17 protein-coding genes and 4 pseudogenes are annotated in these 22,920 nt (G+C 36.6%); 2 read left to right on the top strand and 19 right to left on the bottom strand.

The window, feature by feature from the left end; translation table 11 throughout:
* Window positions 1-157: 157 nt before the first annotated feature.
* Together ACFPOH_RS06965 and ACFPOH_RS06960 are read right to left on the bottom strand one after the other, a co-directional pair.
* Window positions 158-679, bottom strand: coding sequence for an S-layer homology domain-containing protein (locus ACFPOH_RS06965; RefSeq protein ID WP_244151156.1), 522 nt, complete (start codon window positions 677-679; stop codon window positions 158-160).
* A 27-nt stretch (window positions 680-706) separates the two neighbouring features.
* Window positions 707-2,110: pseudogene (locus tag ACFPOH_RS06960) on the bottom strand (alkaline phosphatase); the annotation flags it as partial.
* Between the two features lie 244 nt (window positions 2,111-2,354).
* On the opposite strand from ACFPOH_RS06960, the gene ACFPOH_RS06955 reads away from it, so the two are divergent.
* Window positions 2,355-3,059: a hypothetical protein gene (locus ACFPOH_RS06955; protein WP_340715093.1), complete on the top strand. Its 705-nt coding sequence runs from the start codon at window positions 2,355-2,357 to the stop codon at window positions 3,057-3,059.
* Between the two features lie 721 nt (window positions 3,060-3,780).
* On the opposite strand, the gene ACFPOH_RS06950 is transcribed toward ACFPOH_RS06955, so the two are convergent.
* The 14 genes and pseudogenes from ACFPOH_RS06950 to ACFPOH_RS06885 all read right to left on the bottom strand — a co-directional run bounded on the left by ACFPOH_RS06950 (window position 3,781) and on the right by ACFPOH_RS06885 (window position 20,089).
* Window positions 3,781-4,182 carry an arsenate reductase ArsC gene (locus ACFPOH_RS06950; RefSeq protein ID WP_014097261.1) on the bottom strand — a complete coding sequence of 134 codons (402 nt, stop codon included), beginning with the start codon at window positions 4,180-4,182 and terminating at the stop codon, window positions 3,781-3,783.
* Between the two features lie 17 nt (window positions 4,183-4,199).
* Window positions 4,200-5,252, bottom strand: coding sequence for an ACR3 family arsenite efflux transporter (gene arsB / locus ACFPOH_RS06945; RefSeq protein ID WP_168412303.1), 1,053 nt, complete (start codon window positions 5,250-5,252; stop codon window positions 4,200-4,202).
* Between the two features lie 49 nt (window positions 5,253-5,301).
* Window positions 5,302-6,664: pseudogene (locus ACFPOH_RS06940) on the bottom strand (IS4 family transposase).
* Between the two features lie 353 nt (window positions 6,665-7,017).
* The gene (gene arsC, locus ACFPOH_RS06935) at window positions 7,018-7,437 is read right to left on the bottom strand and encodes an arsenate reductase (thioredoxin) (protein ID WP_390309182.1); all 420 of its coding nucleotides are present in this window, start codon (window positions 7,435-7,437) and stop codon (window positions 7,018-7,020) included.
* Window positions 7,438-7,452: 15 nt separating this feature from the next.
* Window positions 7,453-8,751, bottom strand: a complete 1,299-nt coding sequence (locus ACFPOH_RS06930) for an arsenic transporter (RefSeq protein WP_390309180.1) — start codon at window positions 8,749-8,751, stop codon at window positions 7,453-7,455.
* Window positions 8,752-8,767: 16 nt separating this feature from the next.
* The gene (locus ACFPOH_RS06925) at window positions 8,768-9,112 is read right to left on the bottom strand and encodes an ArsR/SmtB family transcription factor (RefSeq protein WP_390309178.1); all 345 of its coding nucleotides are present in this window, start codon (window positions 9,110-9,112) and stop codon (window positions 8,768-8,770) included.
* Window positions 9,113-9,224: 112 nt separating this feature from the next.
* Window positions 9,225-10,586 (bottom strand): annotated as a pseudogene (locus ACFPOH_RS06920) (IS4 family transposase).
* A gap of 117 nt (window positions 10,587-10,703) precedes the next feature.
* The gene (locus tag ACFPOH_RS06915; RefSeq protein ID WP_390309188.1) at window positions 10,704-10,958 is read right to left on the bottom strand and encodes a DUF2703 domain-containing protein; all 255 of its coding nucleotides are present in this window, start codon (window positions 10,956-10,958) and stop codon (window positions 10,704-10,706) included.
* Window positions 10,959-10,999: 41 nt separating this feature from the next.
* Window positions 11,000-11,182, bottom strand: a pseudogene (locus ACFPOH_RS06910) (hypothetical protein); the annotation flags it as partial.
* Window positions 11,183-11,627: 445 nt separating this feature from the next.
* Window positions 11,628-11,720 carry an ImmA/IrrE family metallo-endopeptidase gene (locus ACFPOH_RS06905; protein ID WP_232019924.1) on the bottom strand — a complete coding sequence of 31 codons (93 nt, stop codon included), beginning with the start codon at window positions 11,718-11,720 and terminating at the stop codon, window positions 11,628-11,630.
* Between the two features lie 248 nt (window positions 11,721-11,968).
* Window positions 11,969-13,261, bottom strand: a complete 1,293-nt coding sequence (locus ACFPOH_RS06900; protein WP_340704958.1) for a TIGR02679 family protein — start codon at window positions 13,259-13,261, stop codon at window positions 11,969-11,971.
* Window positions 13,262-13,273: 12 nt separating this feature from the next.
* Window positions 13,274-17,425: a TIGR02680 family protein gene (locus tag ACFPOH_RS06895; RefSeq protein WP_390309176.1), complete on the bottom strand. Its 4,152-nt coding sequence runs from the start codon at window positions 17,423-17,425 to the stop codon at window positions 13,274-13,276.
* Complete coding sequence (locus ACFPOH_RS06890) at window positions 17,415-18,545, bottom strand: TIGR02678 family protein (RefSeq protein WP_390309186.1); 1,131 nt, start codon at window positions 18,543-18,545, stop codon at window positions 17,415-17,417. Before ACFPOH_RS06890 ends, ACFPOH_RS06895 begins: the two co-directional genes overlap by 11 nt.
* 47 nt (window positions 18,546-18,592) lie before the next feature.
* Window positions 18,593-20,089, bottom strand: a complete 1,497-nt coding sequence (locus tag ACFPOH_RS06885; RefSeq protein WP_390309174.1) for a TIGR02677 family protein — start codon at window positions 20,087-20,089, stop codon at window positions 18,593-18,595.
* Window positions 20,090-20,747: 658 nt separating this feature from the next.
* Between ACFPOH_RS06885 and ACFPOH_RS06880 the strand changes: the two genes are divergently transcribed.
* Window positions 20,748-21,053: a hypothetical protein gene (locus tag ACFPOH_RS06880; RefSeq protein WP_218184425.1), complete on the top strand. Its 306-nt coding sequence runs from the start codon at window positions 20,748-20,750 to the stop codon at window positions 21,051-21,053.
* A gap of 379 nt (window positions 21,054-21,432) precedes the next feature.
* Here ACFPOH_RS06880 and ACFPOH_RS06875 read toward each other — a convergent pair whose 3' ends face one another.
* Genes ACFPOH_RS06875 through ACFPOH_RS06865 form a run of 3 tightly spaced genes read right to left on the bottom strand, consistent with a single transcriptional unit; the run spans window position 21,433 to window position 22,690 of the window.
* Window positions 21,433-21,969 carry a hypothetical protein gene (locus ACFPOH_RS06875; protein ID WP_003515960.1) on the bottom strand — a complete coding sequence of 179 codons (537 nt, stop codon included), beginning with the start codon at window positions 21,967-21,969 and terminating at the stop codon, window positions 21,433-21,435.
* A gap of 32 nt (window positions 21,970-22,001) precedes the next feature.
* Window positions 22,002-22,157, bottom strand: a complete 156-nt coding sequence (locus tag ACFPOH_RS06870) for a hypothetical protein (RefSeq protein WP_465270740.1) — start codon at window positions 22,155-22,157, stop codon at window positions 22,002-22,004.
* A gap of 5 nt (window positions 22,158-22,162) precedes the next feature.
* Complete coding sequence (locus ACFPOH_RS06865; protein WP_390309172.1) at window positions 22,163-22,690, bottom strand: hypothetical protein; 528 nt, start codon at window positions 22,688-22,690, stop codon at window positions 22,163-22,165.
* Window positions 22,691-22,920 lie beyond the last annotated feature (230 nt).

The raw sequence follows: 22,920 nt of genomic DNA, 5'->3' as shown, positions 1-22,920 counted from the left end.
CCACAACATACTGAAATGGGCCGCAAATTCCCAAACCAATTTCAAAAATAAGGAAACAGAGCGAATGGAAAAACTCATTGTTTTCTCCATTCGCTCTGTTTTTATGGACTTTTTAGACAAGCCCTTTCAGGCTTTCTTCTATAATCTATCATGTACCTTAATTATTTAAATTTAACGCACGATATAAGAACACTGCAAATTCAGCTCGTGTCGTTTTAGAACGTGGATCAAACATTCCACCTTTTCTACCAGTTGTTACCCCATTTTGATAAAGGATTTTTATATTTTCTTGATGAGCAGGCGAAGCGGATTTTAAATCAGATAATTTTACTTGAACATGGTTTTGAGCTTTTAAAGAAAACGCACGAACTAAAATAGTCGCCATTTGTTCACGGGTTAATACATCATTAACACCAAATGTTCCATCTGCTTTTCCCTTAAAAATGCCTTTTGCTTTTGTTGCAGCAATTTCTTTAGCATATGGATGATTTTCATTCACATCTTTAAAAGCGTTTAAATCAGTTGGAATCTCAAGATTTAATGCACGCTGCAACATAACAGCTGCCTCAGCGCGTGTAATCGCTTTGTTTGGATAGTAGTTTCCTTTATCATCTAGAGAAATGACATTTTGACTGATTAAATGTTGAATTTCATTATAAGCAAATTGACCCTCTTTCATATCGGCAGGAGTTTGTCCTGTTTTTGGTTTATTCACTTTTTTACTTTCTAAAATGTCAAAAATAATTTTCGCATGATCAGTGTTGTCAATTTTACCAGCAAAACGTTCAATTTGCGGTCCGTATCCATAAACCGCTACATCTTCTCCAGTATGACCGCCTGTTGTCCAACCAGTAACAGAACGGGTATTAAAAATTGCTTCAATCGCATCATCAATTGTTCTAAGGTCTTTCGTTTGCGCAGCGTCTTCTACGGATTTAATTTCTTCTTCCGTTAAATCAAGAGCAATATATTTCTTTAATGTTTCTCTCACATTTGCACCATTGACGATTTTTTCTGCCATAAAATCAGGTGTTCTTTTCGCTGCTTTGATTGGCTCTGGGAACCAGTTATAAATACCATTAGCTCCTAATGAGAATCCCCCTGTAGAATGGTCTGCTGTTAATACGACTAAGGTTTCACCGTCTTTTTTCGCAAAATCAAGAGCTACTTTAAAAGCTTGTTCGAAATCTTCCATTTCAGACATTGCCGCTACAATGTCATTATCATGTCCAGCCCAGTCAATTTGGCTTCCTTCAACCATTAAGAAGAAACCATTTTCGTTTTTACTTAAACGTTCAATCGCTTCTCTTGTCATTTCTTCTAGATCCGGAGTTTCTTCAGTACGGTCAATGCGTTTAGGAAGACCGCCTTCAGCGAACAATCCTAAAATACGTTCGTTATTGTCTTTTAACAATTCATCTTCATTTGTCACAAAACTGTATCCATCTTTTTTAAATTCTTCGACTAAACTCCGATCTTCACGAATGAAGTTCTTAAGTCCTCCGCCTAACATGACATCAATCTTATGTTGGCCATTGATTAATTCGTCATAGTAGTCATCCGCAATCGCATTCATGTTCTTTCGGTTCACATCATGGGCACCGTAAGCAGCCGGTGTTGCGTGCGTAATTTCTGATGTCGCTACAAGACCTGTCGACATTCCTTTTTCCTTTGCTGCTTCCAATACCGTTTTTACTTCCGTCTTATCATTATCAACCGCGATAGCCGCATTATACGTTTTAATACCGGCTGACATCGCTGTTGCTGCAGAAGCAGAGTCCGTGATATTTTGATGTTCATCTTCTGGATTTGTAGATTGCATACCAATTAAGTAGTCATCAAATGTTGTATTTTCGACAACAAATGTATCAGGGTTATCTTTCATATAACGATGTGCTGTTAGGTAAGAAACCCCCATTCCGTCCCCTATCATAAAGATGATATTTTTAACTTGCTTCGGTTTTGTCTCAGCTTTGACAACATCATGATTCGTTACTAAGCTGCTGACTCCTAAACTAGAAGCTAACGTGAACGCCGTTAATCCTCTAAAAAACTTCTTCTTGTCCAAATACAAAACCTCCTTACAATGTTTTATATCAATAATAAACATACAACGATTGTATTAATAGATTATGAATTTTCTATTAATATTTGTAAAATTTCCGAAAATACAATAACAATTAAACTTGACCAACTGTACAAAAACTGTTCATTCTAGACGTAATGCTTCAAAGAGATATGCCATTATTTTTACACCAATTTACATTCATTTAATTTATATTAAAAGAAAATTCATATTTCTTTATTATCATAAATTTATGCTACTTAAAAATTTCGTTTTAGGAGGAACACGAATGGTGAAATATGTTCCATTGATTTTAAGTTTTATGCTGTTATTTGGATGTTCAGCCAATCAAGATAAAAAAGAAGAAATAACCCGGACAAAAGCTGCTAATCAAAGCGAAATAAGAGAAAACGAAGCAAATAAGACCGAGTATTCAAAGACAGAATATAGCGGTAATCCTCAAGTTACAGACGATTCGTCATTACAAAAAGCCGGTGATTCGTTTTGGGATGAAAAAGGAAAATTGATATTAGAAGACATAAAAGAGGTGAACAAAACGTATAAAATCGGTCCTATAGAGTTAACCATATTAGATGTCAAAGTACTTCATTATCTTCCAGCATATAACTTAATTGATTTTTTCCATGGATTTACACATGAAGCAGAAGACTTTGATTTTATAAGAGTGCAGATGAAGATTAAAAATACAACAAATGAAGAAGTATACTTCGCACCAATCGCTTTATTAGAAACAAGCTCAGGGGAAAAGATGACTTGGGAAAATGATTTTTATCTTGAAGAATTAAACGGCATGTATAGCGGCAGCGAAGAGAAGATAGGCAACATGGGATTTCCTTTAAATAACCATGTTCATGGGCAAGAAGACAAAGCTAAGAGTAATCATTTAGAATGGATCAAACTAATGACAAGTGAAGTGCTAAATAAAGAACATAAAGAAATTGCCGGCAAAAAAATAATAGAAATAAAATTCTAATAGTGCGACTTTAACTTTGAAAAGAAGAGTGAAGTTCATTGATCAGCCCGAAAGCTGAATGAAATAGGTGTACTTGTTTATAGAAGTTTAGCCAAGAAAACCTGTCATCTTGCCGTCAGAATGAATCAGCTTTAGACAAGAGAGGACTTTCCCTCTCAATTGTCCGACTTTCATACTCTTTTGCATAGATCATCTACAACTTGCTTTTTCTTAAAAGCCGGTGACATTGGAATATGAAATGTTCTGCCTTTTTGTATTTGAATTGCGAATAACTTCATTCGAAAAATTCGTCTTTATTAAATTGCTTTAATGTTTGTTGAGCAGCAGAACTCATTAACTTTAACTTATAGTTTTAGTTTTCGCTCGTTTTGCATTTATGATGGTTTCGAAAAAGTGTTGTCAAACAGAATAAAGACCGAAAAATAAACTTTTGACATGGAAAAGGGGAAAGGGCTTGAGAAATAAGGATTTCCCTTCCCCTTTCCCTTTTTTCTCGCAAAACTTTATTTTCATTTTCGCACAAGTTTATTCAGTTTCTACAATTTCAAGGCTAGTTTCGCTACACACTCCACATGCAACGAGCGGGGTGGATTGATGTCTTTTACATTGTCGGTAGTCGGAAACAAGTCAAAGGCACTTTTTGCACTATCGGTAGGCGGGAACATATCGACATATATAATTATAACGCCAACTACTAGATTTGTAATTGGCGTTATAATTATTATGACTTTAGTTTTGCTTTTAACTCTTTTATTTTTGTTTCTATTGTTGATATTACTTTTTTAAATTCCTCATCACTCTTACCTGTAGGATCATCCAACCCCCAATCTTCCCTGTGTTTACATGGAAGGTAAGGGCATTCCACATTACACCCCATTGTAATAACAATATCTACTGGAGGTATTTCATCAAGCAACTTTGAATGTTGAGTTTTCTCCATATCTATATCATAAAGCTCTTTCATTAGGCGCACAGCATCCTGGTTAATTTGAGGTTTTGTTTCTGTGCCAGCAGAGTAGCTTTCAAATATATCTCCTGCAAAGTGCTTACCAAGTGCCTCGGCTATTTGGCTTCGACATGAATTATGAACACATATAAATGCGACCTTTAGTTTATTACTCATTAAGCATTACCTCCTTTCTAGCTTTTTTCTGGAAACCAGTGCCTTGTATTATTCGCTATCTTTACTAATATCAACATAACAGGCACTTCTGTTAGAACCCCTACAATGGTAGCAAGTGCAGCTGGGCTTTGTGTTCCAAACAATGCAATCGCAACGGCAACTGCCAGTTCAAAAAAGTTAGAGGCACCAATCATACCAGCAGGCGCTGCTATCTCATGAGGTAGTTTTATAACCTTACTTGCTAGATATGCAATGAAAAAGATTAGGAAAGTCTGAATAATTAATGGTATAGCAATTAAAACAATATGGAGTGGATTGTTCAGAATTACATCGCCCTGGAATGAAAAGATTATTATTAATGTTAGCAATAGACCTATGGTAGTGATATTCCCAAACTTCGGTATAAAACTCTTTTCAAAGTAATCGAGTCCTCGCTTTTTTGTGATGTAATTACGGGTAATTATACCACCAGCCAGCGGGATAACAACAAACAATACTACAGATAAAACAAGAGTGTCCCAGGGTATGGTTACACCGCCCACACCTAGAAGAAACGCAACTATGGGCGTGAAAGCTATGAGAATTATAAGATCATTTGTTGCCACTTGCACGACGGTATAAGCCGCGTTGCCTTTGGTCAAATAACTCCATACAAATACCATCGCTGTACACGGTGCCGCTCCAAGAAGTATTGCTCCCGCAAGATAGTCTTGTGCCAATTCTGCCGGAATTAGAGATTTAAAAATTACAAAGAAAAACAGCCATGCAATGCCGAACATGGTAAAAGGCTTTATCAACCAGTTGGTTATCCATGTAACAAAAAGTCCCTTGGGATTTTTGCCTACATTTCTTATGCTTTGAAAATCTACTTTTAACATCATTGGATATATCATAAGCCAGATTAAAATAGCCATAGGTATTGAAACATTTGCATATTCAAAACGCCCTAAAAACGCTGGGATTCCGGGTAAAAACTTTCCAATCAATACCCCTGCAAACATACATAAAATAACCCATACGGTTAAGTACTTTTCAAAAAATCCAATTCCACTATTTTGTTCCTTACTCATGTTAAATCAATCCTCCTTTCTTTCCAAGCTATCAAAAAATGTAATTAACTCAACTTTCGCACACAGTAATATTTAAGCATTGCTTGATATAATTAGGTATAGTGGCCAACCATTTATTCATTTGATTTTTAAAGATGTCCATGTTCAAAGAAACCTCGGCTTCCTCCAAAGTTTGGAAAAGGTCAATAAGTGATTGAAGGGCAGTAATAAAATCTATGTCTTTTACATCTTCGCAAAGGATGTAAAAAAGGTTGCCAATCGTCTTAGGATCCTCCTCTTTTCGCAATTTGCCAAGCAATGAGAATATATCGTGTAAAAACAATGGTTGTATGGCTAATTAACATGTCGTAGGAACGTCCCTGGAATTCTTTCTCTAAATTTAAAAGGGATTTATTGCATTTGAAGAAGACTTCAATGTCCCAACGCATGCCGTAAATACGAATGATCTCTTCATTTTCTAATGTTGTATCTGTGCTGAGAATGGCAAGCCATTCGCTCCGTTTAATACGGTTTCGTACAAATAGAATTTTTACTGGAATTCCATTGTCTAAAGTAGCATAAACGGATCCGAGAATGTCTTTTTTACCCATGTGAGGTTTTGCCAATTTGTAAAGTTGATTCAGTGTGAAACGTTCACCATTGTAAACGTATCGCTGCTTTAATTGCTTCACCATGCCAATGACAAATAACCCTTTGTTCGTAATCTTCTCAATTAAAGGCGCTTGTGTAAACCAGGAATCCATGAGAACATAGTCAGCTACAATCCCTTTTTCAAGCGCATGATCAAGTAAAGCTGAAGCCACGTCTGGTTTTGATTTCAGAGCTTCCTGGCGACGCTTATAGCCAGATGTTCGTTTATCAATATTGGTATTGATTTCTTGCAGGCGATTTTCCTTTTTCGGTGAACTTAGAAGAGCAAAATCAACGGGAATAAAAGTAAAACTATCGGTCCAGCCAAGGGTAAGCATTTGAAACCCTTTCAAGTACTGATGGGTAGAGTGATCAAAAACCTTAGCCAACAGTTCAACCGACTTACTACGGTTTCGTGAAAAGACAGAATCATCAATCACAAAAGCTGTGACACGATCTTTTGAAGTTAATGGTTGAAGCAGACGGATCATTTCACTGCTTAATGAAAGCAGAAACTTTCTCCAATGATAGGTTGGTGTATTTAAAAAGCGATAGACTGTATCCTTTCCGGGCAGATCCTGAGATCGTTTACTCATAAAAGCACGAAACCAGTTCTTATATTGGAAGACTAAAAGAAAAATCAGTTTGAAAACAGTAAGACAAGAATACCCGGAAAGTTTCGTAATATTCGCTTTTCTTAAATGATATCCAATATTTAATTCGGAAAATCCTTGTTTAATTTCTTTTGGTAATTGCGCAAAGTAGTCTTTATTCGTTATCATAGTGGTGACACCTTTCTTTTGGATTTGGTTTCATCACCAATATTTTACCAAAAGAATAGGTGTCTTTCTTTATGTTTTAAAAAATGTCAAATGATAATTTTGTACTTCCCAAAACCATTTACATCAAGCATTTAAACAAGATTTTGGACTGCGAAAGTTGAGTATTTAATAAATTACGTATAGAATAATGATGAGACATGTGACATCACTCCTTGTAAATGTGGTTTTGGTCGATTACATTTTACCAGAGTTTTGTCACTGTCTCATTTTTTTGTTCAAAAAAATTGGTGCTGGTTTATACTCACCAACACCAAATATTATAGAGCCGTATATTCTCACGGCTTATTTACCAGTCATTCTCCGGTTTCTGCAAATCGTTTAATTCGTTCACCAATTTCGTCCCGAACACGCTGAAATACTTGCCATACTTCCTCTTCCGTACCTTCTGCTTTAGCTGGATCATCAAATCCCCAATGTTCCCTTTTTACATGAGGAGGCGTCATTGGACAACGATCCTTTGCATCACCACATAAGGTGACAACCATTGTTGCGTTATTTAAAAATTCTGGGTCAATGGTTTCCGATTTTTGATCGGAAATGTCAATTCCAACTTCCTTCATTGCTTTAACAGCATTAGGGTTTAGTCCGTGTGCTTCAATACCTGCACTTCTTACTTCCCACTCATCTCCAAGATACTTTTTTGCCCAGCCTTCTGCCATTTGACTTCTGCAAGAGTTACCTGTGCATAAGAAATAAATTGCTTTTTTAGTCATATATATACTCCTTTATTAAAATATAGTTAATGTTAAATATAGACCTAATAACGTGATAAACAGAATTGGTATCGTTAGAATAATACCAGTCTTGAAATACGTTCCCCAAGAAATCTTAATTCCTTTTTGTGAAAGAACGTGAAGCCATACTAATGTTGCCAAAGAACCAATAGGTGTGATTTTTGGACCTAAGTCTGATCCAACAACGTTTGCATAAACAAGTGCTTCTCTTAATACACCAGTAGTATTTGTTTCCGCAATTGCTAGAGCGTCAATCATTACCGTTGGCATATTATTCATGATGGATGATAGAAAAGCAGCAATGAATCCCATTCCAACGGTAGCAATAAATAAGCCTTCTTCGGCAACCGTTTGAATGACACTTGCTAGAGCAGTGGTGAGTCCCGCATTTCCTAATCCATATACCACGACATACATTCCGATGGAAAAGAACACAATATCCCACGGCGCTCCCTTAATAGCGTTTTTTGTATTTACTGCGGAACTTTGTCTACCCATAATAATGAAGAAGATAGCAATGGTTCCTGCAATAATGGAAACAGGTATATTGATAAATTCGCTAGTAAAGTATCCAATTACTAATAAGCCAAGGACATACCATGATAGACGAAACATTTTATGATCTTTAATAGCATTTCTAGGTTCGGTTAATTTAGAAACATCATACGACCTTGGAATACTTTTTCTAAAGTAAATCAGTAACACTGAAATTGTTGCAACTAATGAAAATAAATTTGGAATAATCATCCGTGAAGCATATTCAACAAATCCAATACCAAAGAAGTCCGCAGACACAATATTTACTAAGTTACTTACAATGAATGGCAATGATGTTGTATCAGCGATAAACCCACTCGCCATGATAAACGGAAAAATCATTTTTTCTTTGAAATTTAAATTACGTACCATAGCAAGTACGATTGGTGTAAGAATTAACGCTGCACCATCATTCGCAAACAAGGCAGCGACAATCGCCCCTAATACACTGATATAGACAAACATTTTTATTCCATTACCCTTTGCAAAACGGGCCATATGTAATGCAGCCCATTCGAAGAATCCAATTTCATCCAAAATTAAAGAAATAAGAATGATTGCTACGAATGCTAATGTGGCGTTCCAAACGATTTGTGTTACTTCAATTACATCACTAAACCCTACGACTCCTACAATTAGAGCTATAACTGCTCCTCCCATTGCAGACCAACCAATATTTAAACCTTTTGGTTGCCAAATGACTAGGACGAGGGTTGCTACAAATATGAGTATTGCGAGTATAAGCGTTGTTGACAAAATAATACCTCCAATATTAACAACAATTAATTCGTGCACCTTTTTCTTCCAGTTCTCTTAGTTTATCGTCTTGGCTAGGCAACTGATCCAGAATCGGTTTAATAAATGAATAATATTCATTATCTTTATTAACCGAGTAAAAGATCCATTGGCCCTTCCGTTCTTCCATTACCAGTCCTAAATCTTTAAGCTTACGCAAGTGTTGACTAACAGCTGGTTGACTAAACTGAAATATTTCTACAAATTCACATACACAACAAGCGTGATTATCCATTAATTTCATCATCGTTAGACGTGTCTTGTCACCAAGCAGTTTTAAAATGTTCGCAGCTTTGTCTATTTCAAAAGATGTTTGCAGCATTTAAATCCCCCTTTTTATTATTTATGAAATTAGTATATAACTATTTGCTTATATATTCAATGGATTAATACACAGGAACATGAAATTTTAAAAATCATTTTATATAACGGTCTCAACTTTCGCACACAGTAATATTTAAGCATTGCTTGATATAATTAGGTATAGTAACCAACCATTTATTCATTTGATTTTTAAAGATGTCCATGTTTAAAGAAACCTTGGCTTCCGACAAAGTTTGGAAAAGGTCAATAAGCGATTGAAGGGCAGTAATAAAATCTATGTCTTTTACATCTTCGCAAAGGATGTAAAAAAGGTTGCCAATCGTCTTAGGATCCTCCTCTTTTCGCATTTGCCAAGCAATGAGAATATATCGTGTAAAAACAATGGTTGTATGGCTAATTAACATGTCGTATGAACGACCCTGGAATTCTTTCCCTAAATTTAAAAGGGATTTATTGCATTTGAAGAAGACTTCAATGTCCCAACGCATGCCGTAAATACGAATGATCTCTTCATTTTCTAATGTTGTATCTGTGCTGAGAATGGCAAGCCATTCGCTCCGTTTATTACGGTTTCGTACAAATAGAATTTTTACTGGAATTCCATTGTCTAAAGTAGCATAAACGGATCCGAGAATGTCTTTTTTACCCATGTGCGTTTTTGCCAATTTGTAAAGTTGATTCAGTGTGAAACGTTCACCATTGTAAACGTATCGCTGCTTTAATTGCTTCACCATGCCAATGACAAATAACCCTTTGTTCGTAATCTTCTCAATTAAAGGCGCTTGTGTAAACCAGGAATCCATGAGAACATAGTCAGCTATAATCCCTTTTTCAAGCGCATGATCAAGTAAAGCTGAAGCCACGTCCGGTTTTGATTTCAGAGCTTCCTGGCGACGCTTATAGCCAGATGTTCGTTTATCAATATTGGTATTGATTTCTTGCAGGCGATTTTCCTTTTTCGTTGAACTTAGAAGAGCAAAATCAATAGGAATAAAAGTAAAACTATCGGTCCAGCCAAGGGTAAGCATTTGAAACCCTTTCAAGTACTGATGCGTAGAGTGATCAAATACCCTGGCCAACAGTTCAACCGACTTACTACGGTTTCTTGAAAAGACAGAATCATCAATCACAAAAACTGTGACACGATCTTTTGAAGTTAATGGTTGAAGCAGACGGATCATTTCGCTGCTTAATGAAAGCAGAAACTTTCTCCAATGATAGGTTGGTGTATTTAAAAAGCGATAGACTGTATCCTTTCCGGGCAGATCCTGAGATCGTTTACTCATAAAAGCACGAAACCAGTTCTTATATTGGAAGACTAAAAGAAAAATCAGTTTGAAAACAGTAAGACAAGAATACCCGGAAAGTTTCGTAATATTCGCTTTTCTTAAATGATATCCAATATTTAATTCGGAAAATCCTTATTTAATTTCTTTTGGTAATTGCGCAAAGTAGTCTTTATTCGTTATCATAGTGGTGACACCTTTCTTTTGGATTTGGTTTCGTCACCAATATTTTACCAAAAGAATAGGTGTCTTTCTTTATGTTTTAAAAAATGTCAAATGATAATTTTGTACTTCCAAAACCATTTACATCAAGCATTTAAACAAGATTTTGGACTGCGAATGTTGAGTAATTAAGTTTTGTGGGAGTTCATATTTCTCATTTGATAAAGGGATTGAACCATGGCCACTATAAACTTCTTTCAAAATTGCGTTAATAATCATGGATTTTGGTGGTTCCGTATACTCTATACCATCCTGCACCCAAACCCTGCAATCCACAGAGTCACCACACAGATCCCCACATTCCTTACAGGAAGATTCCTTAACCTCAAGAGCAATATCCCTGGCATTTACACGAATTGTTGAAGAACTTAAAAATGATCAGTTCTACGTTCTTCCTTTATTTCTTCTAACGCTAAAATATATTTTGTTATAGTTTCAGCAAATTTTCTAAGCTCACTTATCGCCACATTGGGATTTTGATAGACATTTCGTTCTGCCGTTTCCCCAACACGGGCGAGAACTTCCCATTTTTCTTCTAAAAAGCGAAAATTTTGCGACATATACACACCTCACCCATAAGAACATGTATATAGTGCTATTTTATCATAAATTTTACAATATATATCATTTCCAGTCATACATCTATTTAATAGAGTTAAGTCCGTATAATTGTGTAAAAATGGATGGGTTAAAAATACTAGCCAATTTCAAATCCGATCCTTTCAGATGCTTGAGCTTGTAAAATCTGGTTTATTTTAACCGCGAATTTTTTGAATTTCCTTGAAAGAGTTGATGCAAAATTTCTAAATCTAGATTAATCTTGTTTTGGTACTTTCAAATCTTTTCTCCATTAGAGTTTGGCGGTCCAACTTAATTTCAACTGAGTGTTTTTATTTCCTTTTGTACATTTGCTTTTGCTGGCATTGGTATTGAATTATAACTTATTAAACATATATGATAACTTCTTACAATCATCGCATTTATAGAAACCATCCAAAATTTCTTTCAATTAATAAACCCCTCTAACTTATATAAGTATAGGAAGAGCTTCCACGGCAATATTAGAGCAGCTGCAAAATAATTCGCTTGTCTTTCCATTTCAACATAGGAATTATTGACCACTTGCACCAAAATGAGCAAGCTCATCATAATAAAGAAATAGACATTCGAGTTAATTTAAAACCAACAAGAAGCTTAAAACCTCAAATAATGAAATATGTTAATATAAACTCGAAAAGTAAGCACGTCTATCCAAACGTGTATTTTCTTTACTATGTAACCACCTGTCCCATTCGCACATTGTGAGCAAATCGAATGGGAACAGACTCGCAAATCATGCTTCCAGCCTAATCCCACATGTGGCGACAAATACCTTCATAAAGCTTCTTCAGGATTTCTTCTTGATACCCAGCTTTTTTGATTTCCCGTATTTTCTCTTTGATCGGCTGCAATTCTTCGATCGTAACAGTTTCTAGTTTCGCTACTCGGTCATCCGACAGCAAAACCTCTGGAGATGACGCTAAGTAATCTTCTAATTGGAAATGCCATAAATGAATATGCTCCTGATTCCGCTCCTTTAATCGCTGCGCCATTTTTAGTCCTTCAGGATCAAAATCTCCAGAATAATATATTTGACAACCTTCTTGGATGATTAAGTCTATTAACATCAGTGACGCTAGTTTAAATTGCCCATTTGTGCAAATCAGCGGCGGGAAAGCGTCAGGAAATAAATCCAACAAAGCGGAAAATACGCCTGAGTTCTCAACGACAAATACGGTCTGCCCCTTAGCAGGATATGCACGCTTTAACTTCAATATTTCCCGCAATGGCACATTGAGTACTGTATTGGTTTTTACAGCAGAAGCAAACACAGAATGAATTCCCTGTTCCGTTTCTGTCAAAATTCCCGCACATGTCACAAAGTTTAAAATATCTTCCCGTAAAATGCCAAATGATTGCAGGAGCTCATTGACTTCCTCGACTGAGGATAAGTCATAGTCTTGATCAGAGTAAAATTGAAGTGCATGAAGAAATACTTTTCCTTGAAACGTATGTAAGTCAAATGCGTGCGGATCTTTTAGCACTTTTTGTGAAAAAATTGAAAGACGTTCATAATCACCTTTTTTCGGCAAATGTTGAAGCGCAGTGCACACATTCTTTAAAACAGTCTCCAAATGTTCCCGATCTTGCGAATAGGCGATATGAATAAAGCGGTTTTGGGGAGCTGATTCAGTTATAAAAGAGAGAAGCCTTGCTTGTTCGGGATATTGATGAATAAGGTTTTGAAAAAATTCTTCTTTTTTCTTCCGATCTGTTTCCCTCTTCTCTTGATTGGTTGTAATGTCTTCACCAAAATAATTCTCAAGTAACGTAACGAGCGATATACCGGCAAAGCGCGTTTTCTCTAATTGTTCGGCAAACATTTTTAATGAAACCGAAGGAGTAGATTCTTGATGAAAATCCTTCCCAAAAAACGCCCCGAGCGCTTCTTTTTCTTCAAATGAAAAACCGTCTAATTTGACCGTTCCGCCGATTCTCCCAAGTGATTGATATTTCTTTTTCATCAGCAAAAAAAGGCGGTGAAAGCCGGGTTCACCGCGAAAAAACTCAACAGCATCCGCTACTTTTTGTTCCAACATGAACCATCCTTCCTATATGGATGATGTAAAAGTAAATTCTTCATCCAGATTTGACGCAAGTCGTTTCACTTTTCCATCCCAATGATAACGAATAACCGTAACGTACGGTGCATTTTTCGGACGAACTAGCTCGCAAATAGAAAGCGATGGTACCGTGTCGTAGTCTCCCCAAAGCGCCTGAGAGTTCATGATATAGTTAAAACCAAGCTCTTCGACTAAAGCAAACATATCACGAATGTTATTTTCATCAACGCCGGCAAACGCTTCATCTAACGAAATAATATATGGAGCATCCTCTGCAGCCTCTTGATATCGTGAATATGCCGCGGCAAAAAGAGGAATATACATCGCCATCGCCTTTTCTCCGCCGCTAAATTTATAAAACTTTTGGTTCGTTAATTCCCGCTTTGGTTCATTTGTTTTTTGGTAATAAAGCGTAAACGAGAACCACTTTCGGTAATCGAGCACTTCTTTAATGACTTGGTGAAGCGTATTGCCCTGCCCACTTTCTTCAAGCATTTCTCTCGCTCGGTTGATTTTTGAGCGGAAATGCATCGTAACCCGCTGCAAATCTTCTTCCTTTAGCAGCCGCGAATTCATTCGCAACAATTCGACTAAATCTTTCGTGTCCATTTCTTCTTCGGTTTCCGCGGTCTTCGGCTTCCATTGAATTGAAAACGTCAGACCTGAAGAAGTATCACGTTTTTCCATTAATGCGTTCATATCTTTTACCCAGCGTTCGGCACGCTGTATGCGGCTTCGCAATATTCGCCCGATCGTTTTCAAAATAATATCTTCATACAATTCGCGGTCCTGTTCGTTAATATATTCTTTTTGCAGCAATATATCTTTTTCAATCTCTTTTAATACATAATATGGTGTGACGCGTTGTCCTTTGTAGTCTAGTAAAATGATGATACGTCCTGCTTTTTCCTTCCAATCGTTCGCTTTTAGCTCCGATTCCTCATCTAATGAAAGCTCGACGAACGGATTTTGTTTGTTCCAATCGGCAGGTTCCTGTGTCGGACGATATTCGATTAAATTCGGTTGTTCTTGGAAAAATATTCGGTTTAATCGTTCGGTGACAGAAAGTCGTGTATTCTCTTTTAATACAGAACCATATTTCTTGGAAATGTCTATTGCTTTGTCCAAAAGTGAGCCTGTTTCATTTTCGTCAACAAACACTAGCCCTCGTTCCAATTCTTTGGCAAATAGCTCTTCCCATGCTTGGACAAGAACCTTTGCAAATTCCAGTTTTCTCTCTAAACTGCTTAATTTGTTTTCCATGTTTGAAAGTTGATTCCTTATACCTTCTTGCTTCTTAATTATCTCAGGAATTTCCGTTTTTAAAAACGTTAATCGTTCTCGAATCTGTCGAATCTCTTGGCGAATATGTTCCGCTCCCATTTTCGTTAACATCGATTCGATATGCTCAAGTTCAAGTGATACCCGCTGTTGTTGATCGAGAAGAACATTGATTTCGCCTTTCGCTTCGTCTATTTCGTTTTGTAATGTTTCAAGCTGATCATTTAGATTTTTGATCATTTCATCGGTGTGCACAATGTTTCCATGAGTAATTTGTACGTCATTTAACTCTTTTAAATATGATTTCATATAAGACAAAGCATCTTCGTACCCTTTTTTTGAAAACTTAAGGTCCAGTCCTTCTGTCTTGTTGCGCAAAGTATTTTTCACTTGCTGCCATTCTCTAGCGATTTGTCCGAGTTTTTCATTTTTCCTTACTGTTTCTTGTTCTTTGCTTGCTGCCAGGAGTTTCGTTTGCTCCCACTGGTCATAGGCATATTTGACATTTTTGTCAGTTGGAAACAATTGAAACCCTTCCGTAATGTGGCGGATTCGTTCATCAATGGCTACCAGCTGCTCTCGTTTTTCTCTGAGTTGAGTGTTTAAAAGCTGTAATTCTTCCTCAAATTGCTGAATTTTCTCAAGACGCAGCCGTTTCCGTGCGGCTCTTCCAATATACTTTGCCTTTTCCCTTTCAGGGGCATGTCCTTTTAAAAGTCCTAGTGAATATTGTCCGGATTCGTTTATGACAAAATAATCCTTTTCTTGCGGTTCGTCCGATACGATAATACTGCGCAATACCGCTTCGATTCGTTCCTTAGTAACACCTGAGTCATTCTCTACATCAGGTTTTAAATAATCCTCTAGCGTGTGTGCCATCATTGCCGGGTTTGGCATGATTACTCGATCATATTGGATATCTAAATCCGCTTCCACAATTAAAGCGTCGAGCAATCCAGCATGATTTAATGTAGATTCGATCCGTTCCCTCAACTCTTCAGAAACGTGCTCCTGAAATTCCACAGCTGCATAAAACGGAACGTAAGGTATTCCTTTCTCTTTTAACAAAACCCTTGTTTGCACCGTTTGCATGTCTCGTTCTGGTTCAGGATCTTTTTGTTCCTTCCAATAGCGTAATTTTTCTTCCGTTTCACGAATTTCATTTTCTATCAATTTCATTTCATGTTGTTTTTTAATTTTTTCCGCTTTCCACGATTCTAAAGATTGATAATATTGATTTGTAAACGGTCGTTTCACCTCTTCGAAATGATAGCGCTCATATAGCTCATTCAACCTTTGTAAAAATACTTGAAATGCTTCGTCATCCACCTTTATATCCGGATACATTTTGCTCCATTCAAACACGCTTTCCTGCAAACGGGATTTTTCGTCTTCAACCAGTTCATACCATTTTTTCTCTTCATTTTTTAGTTGGTCTAATTCCCTATTTAATTCGCCGAGCTCTTTATACGTTTCTTCATAACGTAATTGAATTTCATCATGTTCTTTCCAAAGTCCGTTAATTTGCTCCAGTCGATCAAAATGTGCATTAGCTTCCCGCTTCCATACGGTAAAATCAAATTCATATTCTCGGTTCCGCTGAAAATCTTCTTCGTTGATTGTATGCTCGGAAAAAGAGCTTTCTAACGCATCGTTCCGCATCATTTCTAACTGTTCTGTTAGCTTTTTCAATAACTGTTCGAAACGTTCTTCATACATGTTTAAGTTTTGTTCAATTTTCCGTTCTTGCTCTCGTTTTTCATCTATAAATCTTTCTTTCTTTTTGAGCTCTTTGTTTACATTCTGCAGTTTTTCCGCTGTTTCATTACGCTTTTCTTCTGCCTGAAACACTTCATGATTGGATAAATCACGTTCCCGTTTAAGAAGCACATCTTGTTCAATCGATAATTTGCTAGTTTCTTCTTTCAATGTCGCAAGTGTTTCCTCATATTCACGATGTTGTGCGACAAGCTGTTCCTTTTCTTCAGCTAACTTTTTAAAGCTTTTTTCCGATTTTAAATATTCATTCGCTTTCTCAGCCAACATATACTCATTGTAAGTCGAATAATGCTGGCAAAGATGCTTTAGAGCCTTCTCGTCTTTTTCAAGCTGTTCTAATTGTTGTTTTGCTTGATCCATGTTTTCTATCGTTTCTGACAAGTGTCGCAGCTCTTCATCTGTAAGTGCTGGCAGCGAGCTTTCTAATATTTCGTAGATCACAGTTGGCTTAAAATCTTTTGAAAGCTTCGGACTGCGTAATTGAATGAGTAATTCAATCAATTCGTGGAACGCATCAAGCGACTCAAATCGAAAAATATGTTTATTCACTAACTCCATATATTCACGTTGCGAATCAACAACCGTACCGCCTTCACCAATAACAGTGATCAACTCCCGTTTCGTTAAAGGAATTTTTTGCGTCTTCCCGTCTGTCTTTTCTTCTTTATATAAACGCAAGTCTTTGCCGATGCGCCGATTGTCAAAAACGACAAATCCCCAAAAATCCATATTTTTCTGCCGTTTTGCCCGTAAGCCGATACCCGTTGTGATATATTGTTCAGAGTTTTTCCGCTTATATTCTAAAAATAAATAGCCTGTTCGTTCGTCCCTGTCGACGAGTTCTTTTTCCCCAAGCAAGTAATCTTCCATTCTTCTAGCTCGGGAACCGAACGGATCGAGGCGGTCAGGACTCTTTTTTCCATCAAGCAGAACCGGAAGAAAACTTTGCATCGTCACCGATTTGCCGGAGCCGTTGCTTCCACGCAATAAAAGTTTTCCGTCTGCGAAATGAAAAAATTCTTCATCATAATACCAAAAATTTAACACTCCCGCTCGATATAACTCCCATTTACTCGTCATCTTCATTCGTTCCTTTCATTAGAAAATCATCAGGATATGTTCCGACTAATCGACCTAAAAGAGGGTAGAGAATAATCATCCCAGTCTCCGCTTCACGTTCTGCCATTTTCCACTCCTTTAATGCACTCAATACTTCATCAGAAAGCTGAGAGATTGTCATGTCGCGGTATGTTTTACTCCATCCTTCGGAAAATTCGTCACGGCATTTTTTTAACAGACCTAAAAAATCATTTGGTGTTAAGCGGATTTGTCCATATTCATCAGGCATGTGAACATCAAGATGCTGGCGAATAATTTTGGAAAAATGAAGAATAATCTCCGAAGTACCTTTTTGATCCGGAAACAGCGTATAGCGGCTTTGACGTTCCGGTAAAGTTAAAAGTGCCGCATTTTTAAAAAGTTCATAGTGATAATCAGTATGTTTTTCAATATCTTCCCGCAAGCGATGGCGAAAGTTTCTTAAATAATAAAAGTCAGGATCGTCTTTTTGTCTTCGATAAATGGCTGGCGACAAAAATAGTTGCCGATATATCCGATGGCGGCGATAGTCTTGCGGGGACGCTTTCCATTCTTCTTCTAAAATCTCCTCTATCGTTTCATATTGAAACAAGTCTTTCGGATATGATCTCATAAAATAGCGGGATACAACGGGAACTTCATAGAGTGCTTCATGGTCTTCTTTATTTACAAACCCTTCAAGATCCCCATCGACGCGTTTTACGATACCAATTTGCTCCGACGTTCTCAGCACGCGAATGAGCGACTTCCGATGTTGATAATTCGTCCAATCGATTGGCAGTTCCCCAGGATACATCGCTTGAATCTCTTCACATAAATCGGACAGAAGAAATTTTTCATCGACGGCTTTGCTCTCTAAATATGCTAATAAGCAGCAAAACAAGGCATAATCTAATATATCTTGAAAATCTTGAATACCCATCCACGATTCTGGCTCAGCCGGGATTTTCTCGAGCTTTGCAAAATAGCGGTGAATGATTAGCCGATATCCAAACTTTTCTTGCAAGTAACGTTTCAATACTTTTTCACGTTCTCTAATCTTTTGATAAAGCTCTGGTTCCTCTTCCCGGACAATCCAGAAGTTTTCAAACAGGGCTGTCATGGCTTCTTTCGCTTTTTCATCAAACCCTTGCTCCGTCTTTTCCAATGTTACATCTCTCCCTTTTCGAGGACATAAAGTACATAATTCGGCATCGTAAGTGTACCGTCAGAGGCTTTCAATTGAATCGAGGAAGAATCCTTTTGCAAGATTTTCACTTTCCACCCGTTTTCCGTTTTTACGACTCCGTCTTGTTTTGTCATTGATTTTGCTATCCAGCTTAACAATGTTTTTCGAATGTGCGGTTCGATCACCGGCAACTCTCGTAATACGATTTTATTGTCTTGAATGAGGTTCTCTAACTCTTCTTTCTCACGTTTTTTCTCAAGCAAAAATTTCTCCTTCATCTCCTGTTTCTCTTTTTCATGTGTTTCGATCGCTTCCGGCTTTTTCTTTTCACGGTAATGGCGAACGCGAGGCTTTACCGTCCATTCTGTCGGCTCTTCTTCCCAAATATCGCGATAAAAGTTTTCTGTTGCATCGTTCTCTGTTATGAGATGCTTTGTATGGAAACAGCCGAAAACAACAGAGGATAGTCGGTGGGCGTCTACTAAACTCGGAAGCTCGGAAAACCACTTTGCTAAATGGAGAAAATCTTTCTTGCGGCTGCGGAAATTGTGATGACGTTCCCCCAGCCTTTGCACGACCCGGGTCATGCGGCGAATGGCTTCATTCGTTTGGTGCTGAAGAAAATACAATTCGCTTTCACGTCCTTCTCTGCCTAAAAACCATTCTTTTAGACCTTTCCATTTTTCGAATAAATCTTCTTCAAGTTGTTTTTTCGTCACTTCCATTTCTTCTAATCGAGGAATCGTCATTTGATAATCAGCAACAATTGCGACTAGTTTGTGAACATCATCTTCTCTGATATCTTCCAACAACTTTTCAATTTTTAACGATGTTTTCTGTAAGGCAACGATGAAATCACGTAAATATGTCGTAAATTTTTCTTTATATACAAGAAAGGCTTCCGACATCATTCGTTCTTCCGTGTTCTCACTGTTAAGGTAAGCGATGTAATCTGCAGAATTTTGAATGATTTTTTTGAAATAATCGAATGTTTCTTCCCAATTTTGATTAATCTCTTCTCGTTTTTCTTGAAAATCGTTTTGTATAATATTTTCTATCCGAACGAGTGAAGAGTATAAACGGTCAAAACGCGTTTTTTCTAAAGATCCTCCGAATAAATCCCCTAGCTTCTCTAACGTGCGGATCATCCTCTCAATTTCAACCGTGTAAGGACTGCATTGATAACGAAACCGTTTCTTTTTAAATTCTTCGATTGTGCGAATATTCACCGTCTCTTGCCGAGCAATTAAGTTTTTCCATTTGACAAGCTGATCTAAATCCTGCTGGAGATCGTCGTCCGTATAGTTCTGAAACTCCTCATGTTCTTTTAAAAATGCAAATACTTCTTCAGGAAACAAATATTGCCGCATTCGTTCATGCTGCATATAAAAATATCGTAAAATCGCCCGATAGCGATAAGCATTGTCCGTTGCCAAATACTTTGCCTCAGAAATCGGCTTCAGCCATGAAGAATCCATTATGCATCACCTTATAAATTATGTTTTTATTTCTATTGTAATAGATTTGCAGAGAGATTGAGATAAGATTTTGATGGGGATTTTTTTGATGTTTTGATTTTTTGGGTATATTTCGTTTTTACGATCTGTTTTGTAAGCGTTCGCCAACCATCTCATCCTGTTTGTATGTGCCTCTTTTGTTTTTTTAAATCCTTTCAACACTTTTAATGCTTGTAAATCGGTGTTCCTGCCGTTTTCCGAAATACTCCCGGCAAGCGGTGATTCACGCGGTTCTATCTCCATTGAGAAAACCAGTCCATCATCGGGTCATAGGTCATATCGCTGCTCTATTTTATATCCATAAAACGCTTCAAGAGAATATAATGTCTTTTCTAAATAGCCTCGCTCCCACCCGCGTCTTGCTTGGAGAATGAGAGCATACTTTCTTAAAGCAGATTCCTTCATTCTTAACTAGGTACACACGTCTCTCAGTTCAATCAATATTAGTCCTTCGTCTATATCACTAGTCAAAACACCGATACATTCTGTTATAACACTGTTATATAATCATTCTATTGATGTTTCGGCATACCCTGCAAACGACAAAATAATGAGAATGTATAGCGGAAAAAATATTGAAGCTTTAACAAACTTTAAGATCATGACGTGATACAATCCTATGTTTCCTGATTTAGTGGTAGTGAGAGCTGATGTACAAGGTTACATTTTTGATATTCTAGAACCACACGACCCCAGCCGTAAAGACAATTATCCCAAGGCAGTTGGCCTAGCAAAATTCGCAGAGAAACATTGGGATAAATTTGGAAGAATTCAACTTATCCGGCAAAAGAAAGGATTAGACGGTCGTGAACATTTCTATAGACTTGATATGGCAAAAGTAGCTGTTAGAAATAAAGTTCGTGGCATTACATCAAACGAGGAACTTGATAGAATTTTTGATACGGATGCTGAGCGAGAAGATTAAATTATACATCCATCCTGCACCCTCAACCCCCTGTAAAAAAGGGGGTTATCTAATCTGGTAACTCAACTATTAATTTTCTGGACGGTTGATATGTTCCCTCAAGCAACCAAAATAAGGGTTTCCTGACATTGCCACATCCGGCAGATCGGCCTCGGGAAAAACTAAATGTCTGGAAACCCTTTATTTACAAGCTTTTCTGTTCTTTATTTCTAAACCCTTGACATCAATGTGACGCACTCAACATGTGTTTTGATAGAAAGGTGATAAATTTTCACAGAAAAATAAGGGAGTATTTTAATTTTACCCCCTATGAATTCAAGATGAACGCTTATAACTTTGCTTTAACAGAAACATTATATATTTTTCTATTTGAAATATTCTATTTTTTATTCTCAGACTCTATCAGTTCTATCATTTTAATAAAATAATTATATACTTCTGTACTTTTATCAAATATGTTTTCTAAGTCTTTTTTCCCACTTTCCAAAACATCTTTTTCCGAAAACTTTTCATTAAAAATAATTGCTAAAGTATATTGCATTTGTGAAGCCACATTTAACATTTGTTTTCCTGTATTTTCTGCTTTTAAATAATCAGAATATACTGATACAAAGTGTTCCGGAAAAACACTAATTAAATAACCATAAAACCACAAATAATCTCCGTCATTTGAATATTTCTCAGTTGCTATTTTAAAGGCATCTAGTAATATATTTTCTGCTTGGTTTAAACATTTTTCTAATTTTGGTGATAATCTTCCCCATTCAGCCATAACATACCAAGTGTAAAAAGAAATTCTGAAAAGATCATATTTCTCAACTGTTTTTAAATAATCTTCATTAATAGCATCAAAAAAACCTATAAGTTCTTCCCATTTTTCATTTTTTATAATTCTCTCTAACTTATCTAAATCCATTGTACATCATAACCTTTCAAATAATATTCTATTTATTTCTTATTTACCCATGCATCGCTAATTTTCCATATACTATCATTTATCTTTTGAAATGTTACTGTTACTGTTTCTTTCCCAACTTTTAAAACTCTTTTATATGCAGAACCGTATCTGCTTTCTGTTCCTTTTTTCATAACTTTTTCTATTATATCTCTTACTTTTTCCCATGTAATTGTTCCCTTAATAATTTTATCCCAATCATGTTTTGGATCTTTATATGTCTTTGCTTATTAGGCTGTCCATCTAAATCTTTTAAAGCTTTATCAATTATTTTTTCTTCCGCTCTAGCTTCAAACCAATCAACAACTTTGTTATATAACCAAGTACCTGCTGCTATTACTGTACCACCTATAATTACTACTCCAGCAGCAGTAATCACTACTTCCCCAACTCCTGGAATCCACCATGTACCTGCAATAAGAACTCCTGTTGCGCTTTGCACACCTACACTTCTTATTGCTCTATTATTCTTAATAGTATCGTTTTTAAATTCAGTTATATCTACTTCTACTGCAGTATTAAGAAGTTTGACAAACTGTTCTTGTGTATAATAAACATCATTAATATATACACCATCATCAGTAATAACAATATTACATTTATTAGTACTTGTATTTTTAGAACTTAATTCAGTTTCACTTGCAAACGCTGAAATACTTATATTAGATACCATCAATATCATAAGTGAGAGTTTTGCAAAATTAGATTTTTATTAAAAAGAGTTTTAAAAGAAGAGGCTGGGACAAAACTAGCTTCTAGATAGGAAAAAGGAGAATTTGAGTTGGCTCAAATTCTCCTTTTTCCATTTATCCCCATTATTTTTGGTTAGTTGATCTTTGTTGGCCGTGTATTTTCGTAAATTCACGGCCATTAAGGCAATGCCCATTTCATTTTCCACTTTCGATTTTCCTC

It is taken from the genome of Ureibacillus suwonensis, assembly GCF_042655065.1.
In the GTDB taxonomy this organism is placed as follows: domain Bacteria; phylum Bacillota; class Bacilli; order Bacillales_A; family Planococcaceae; genus Ureibacillus; species Ureibacillus suwonensis.
This window is presented reverse-complemented; position numbering and strand designations above follow the sequence as displayed.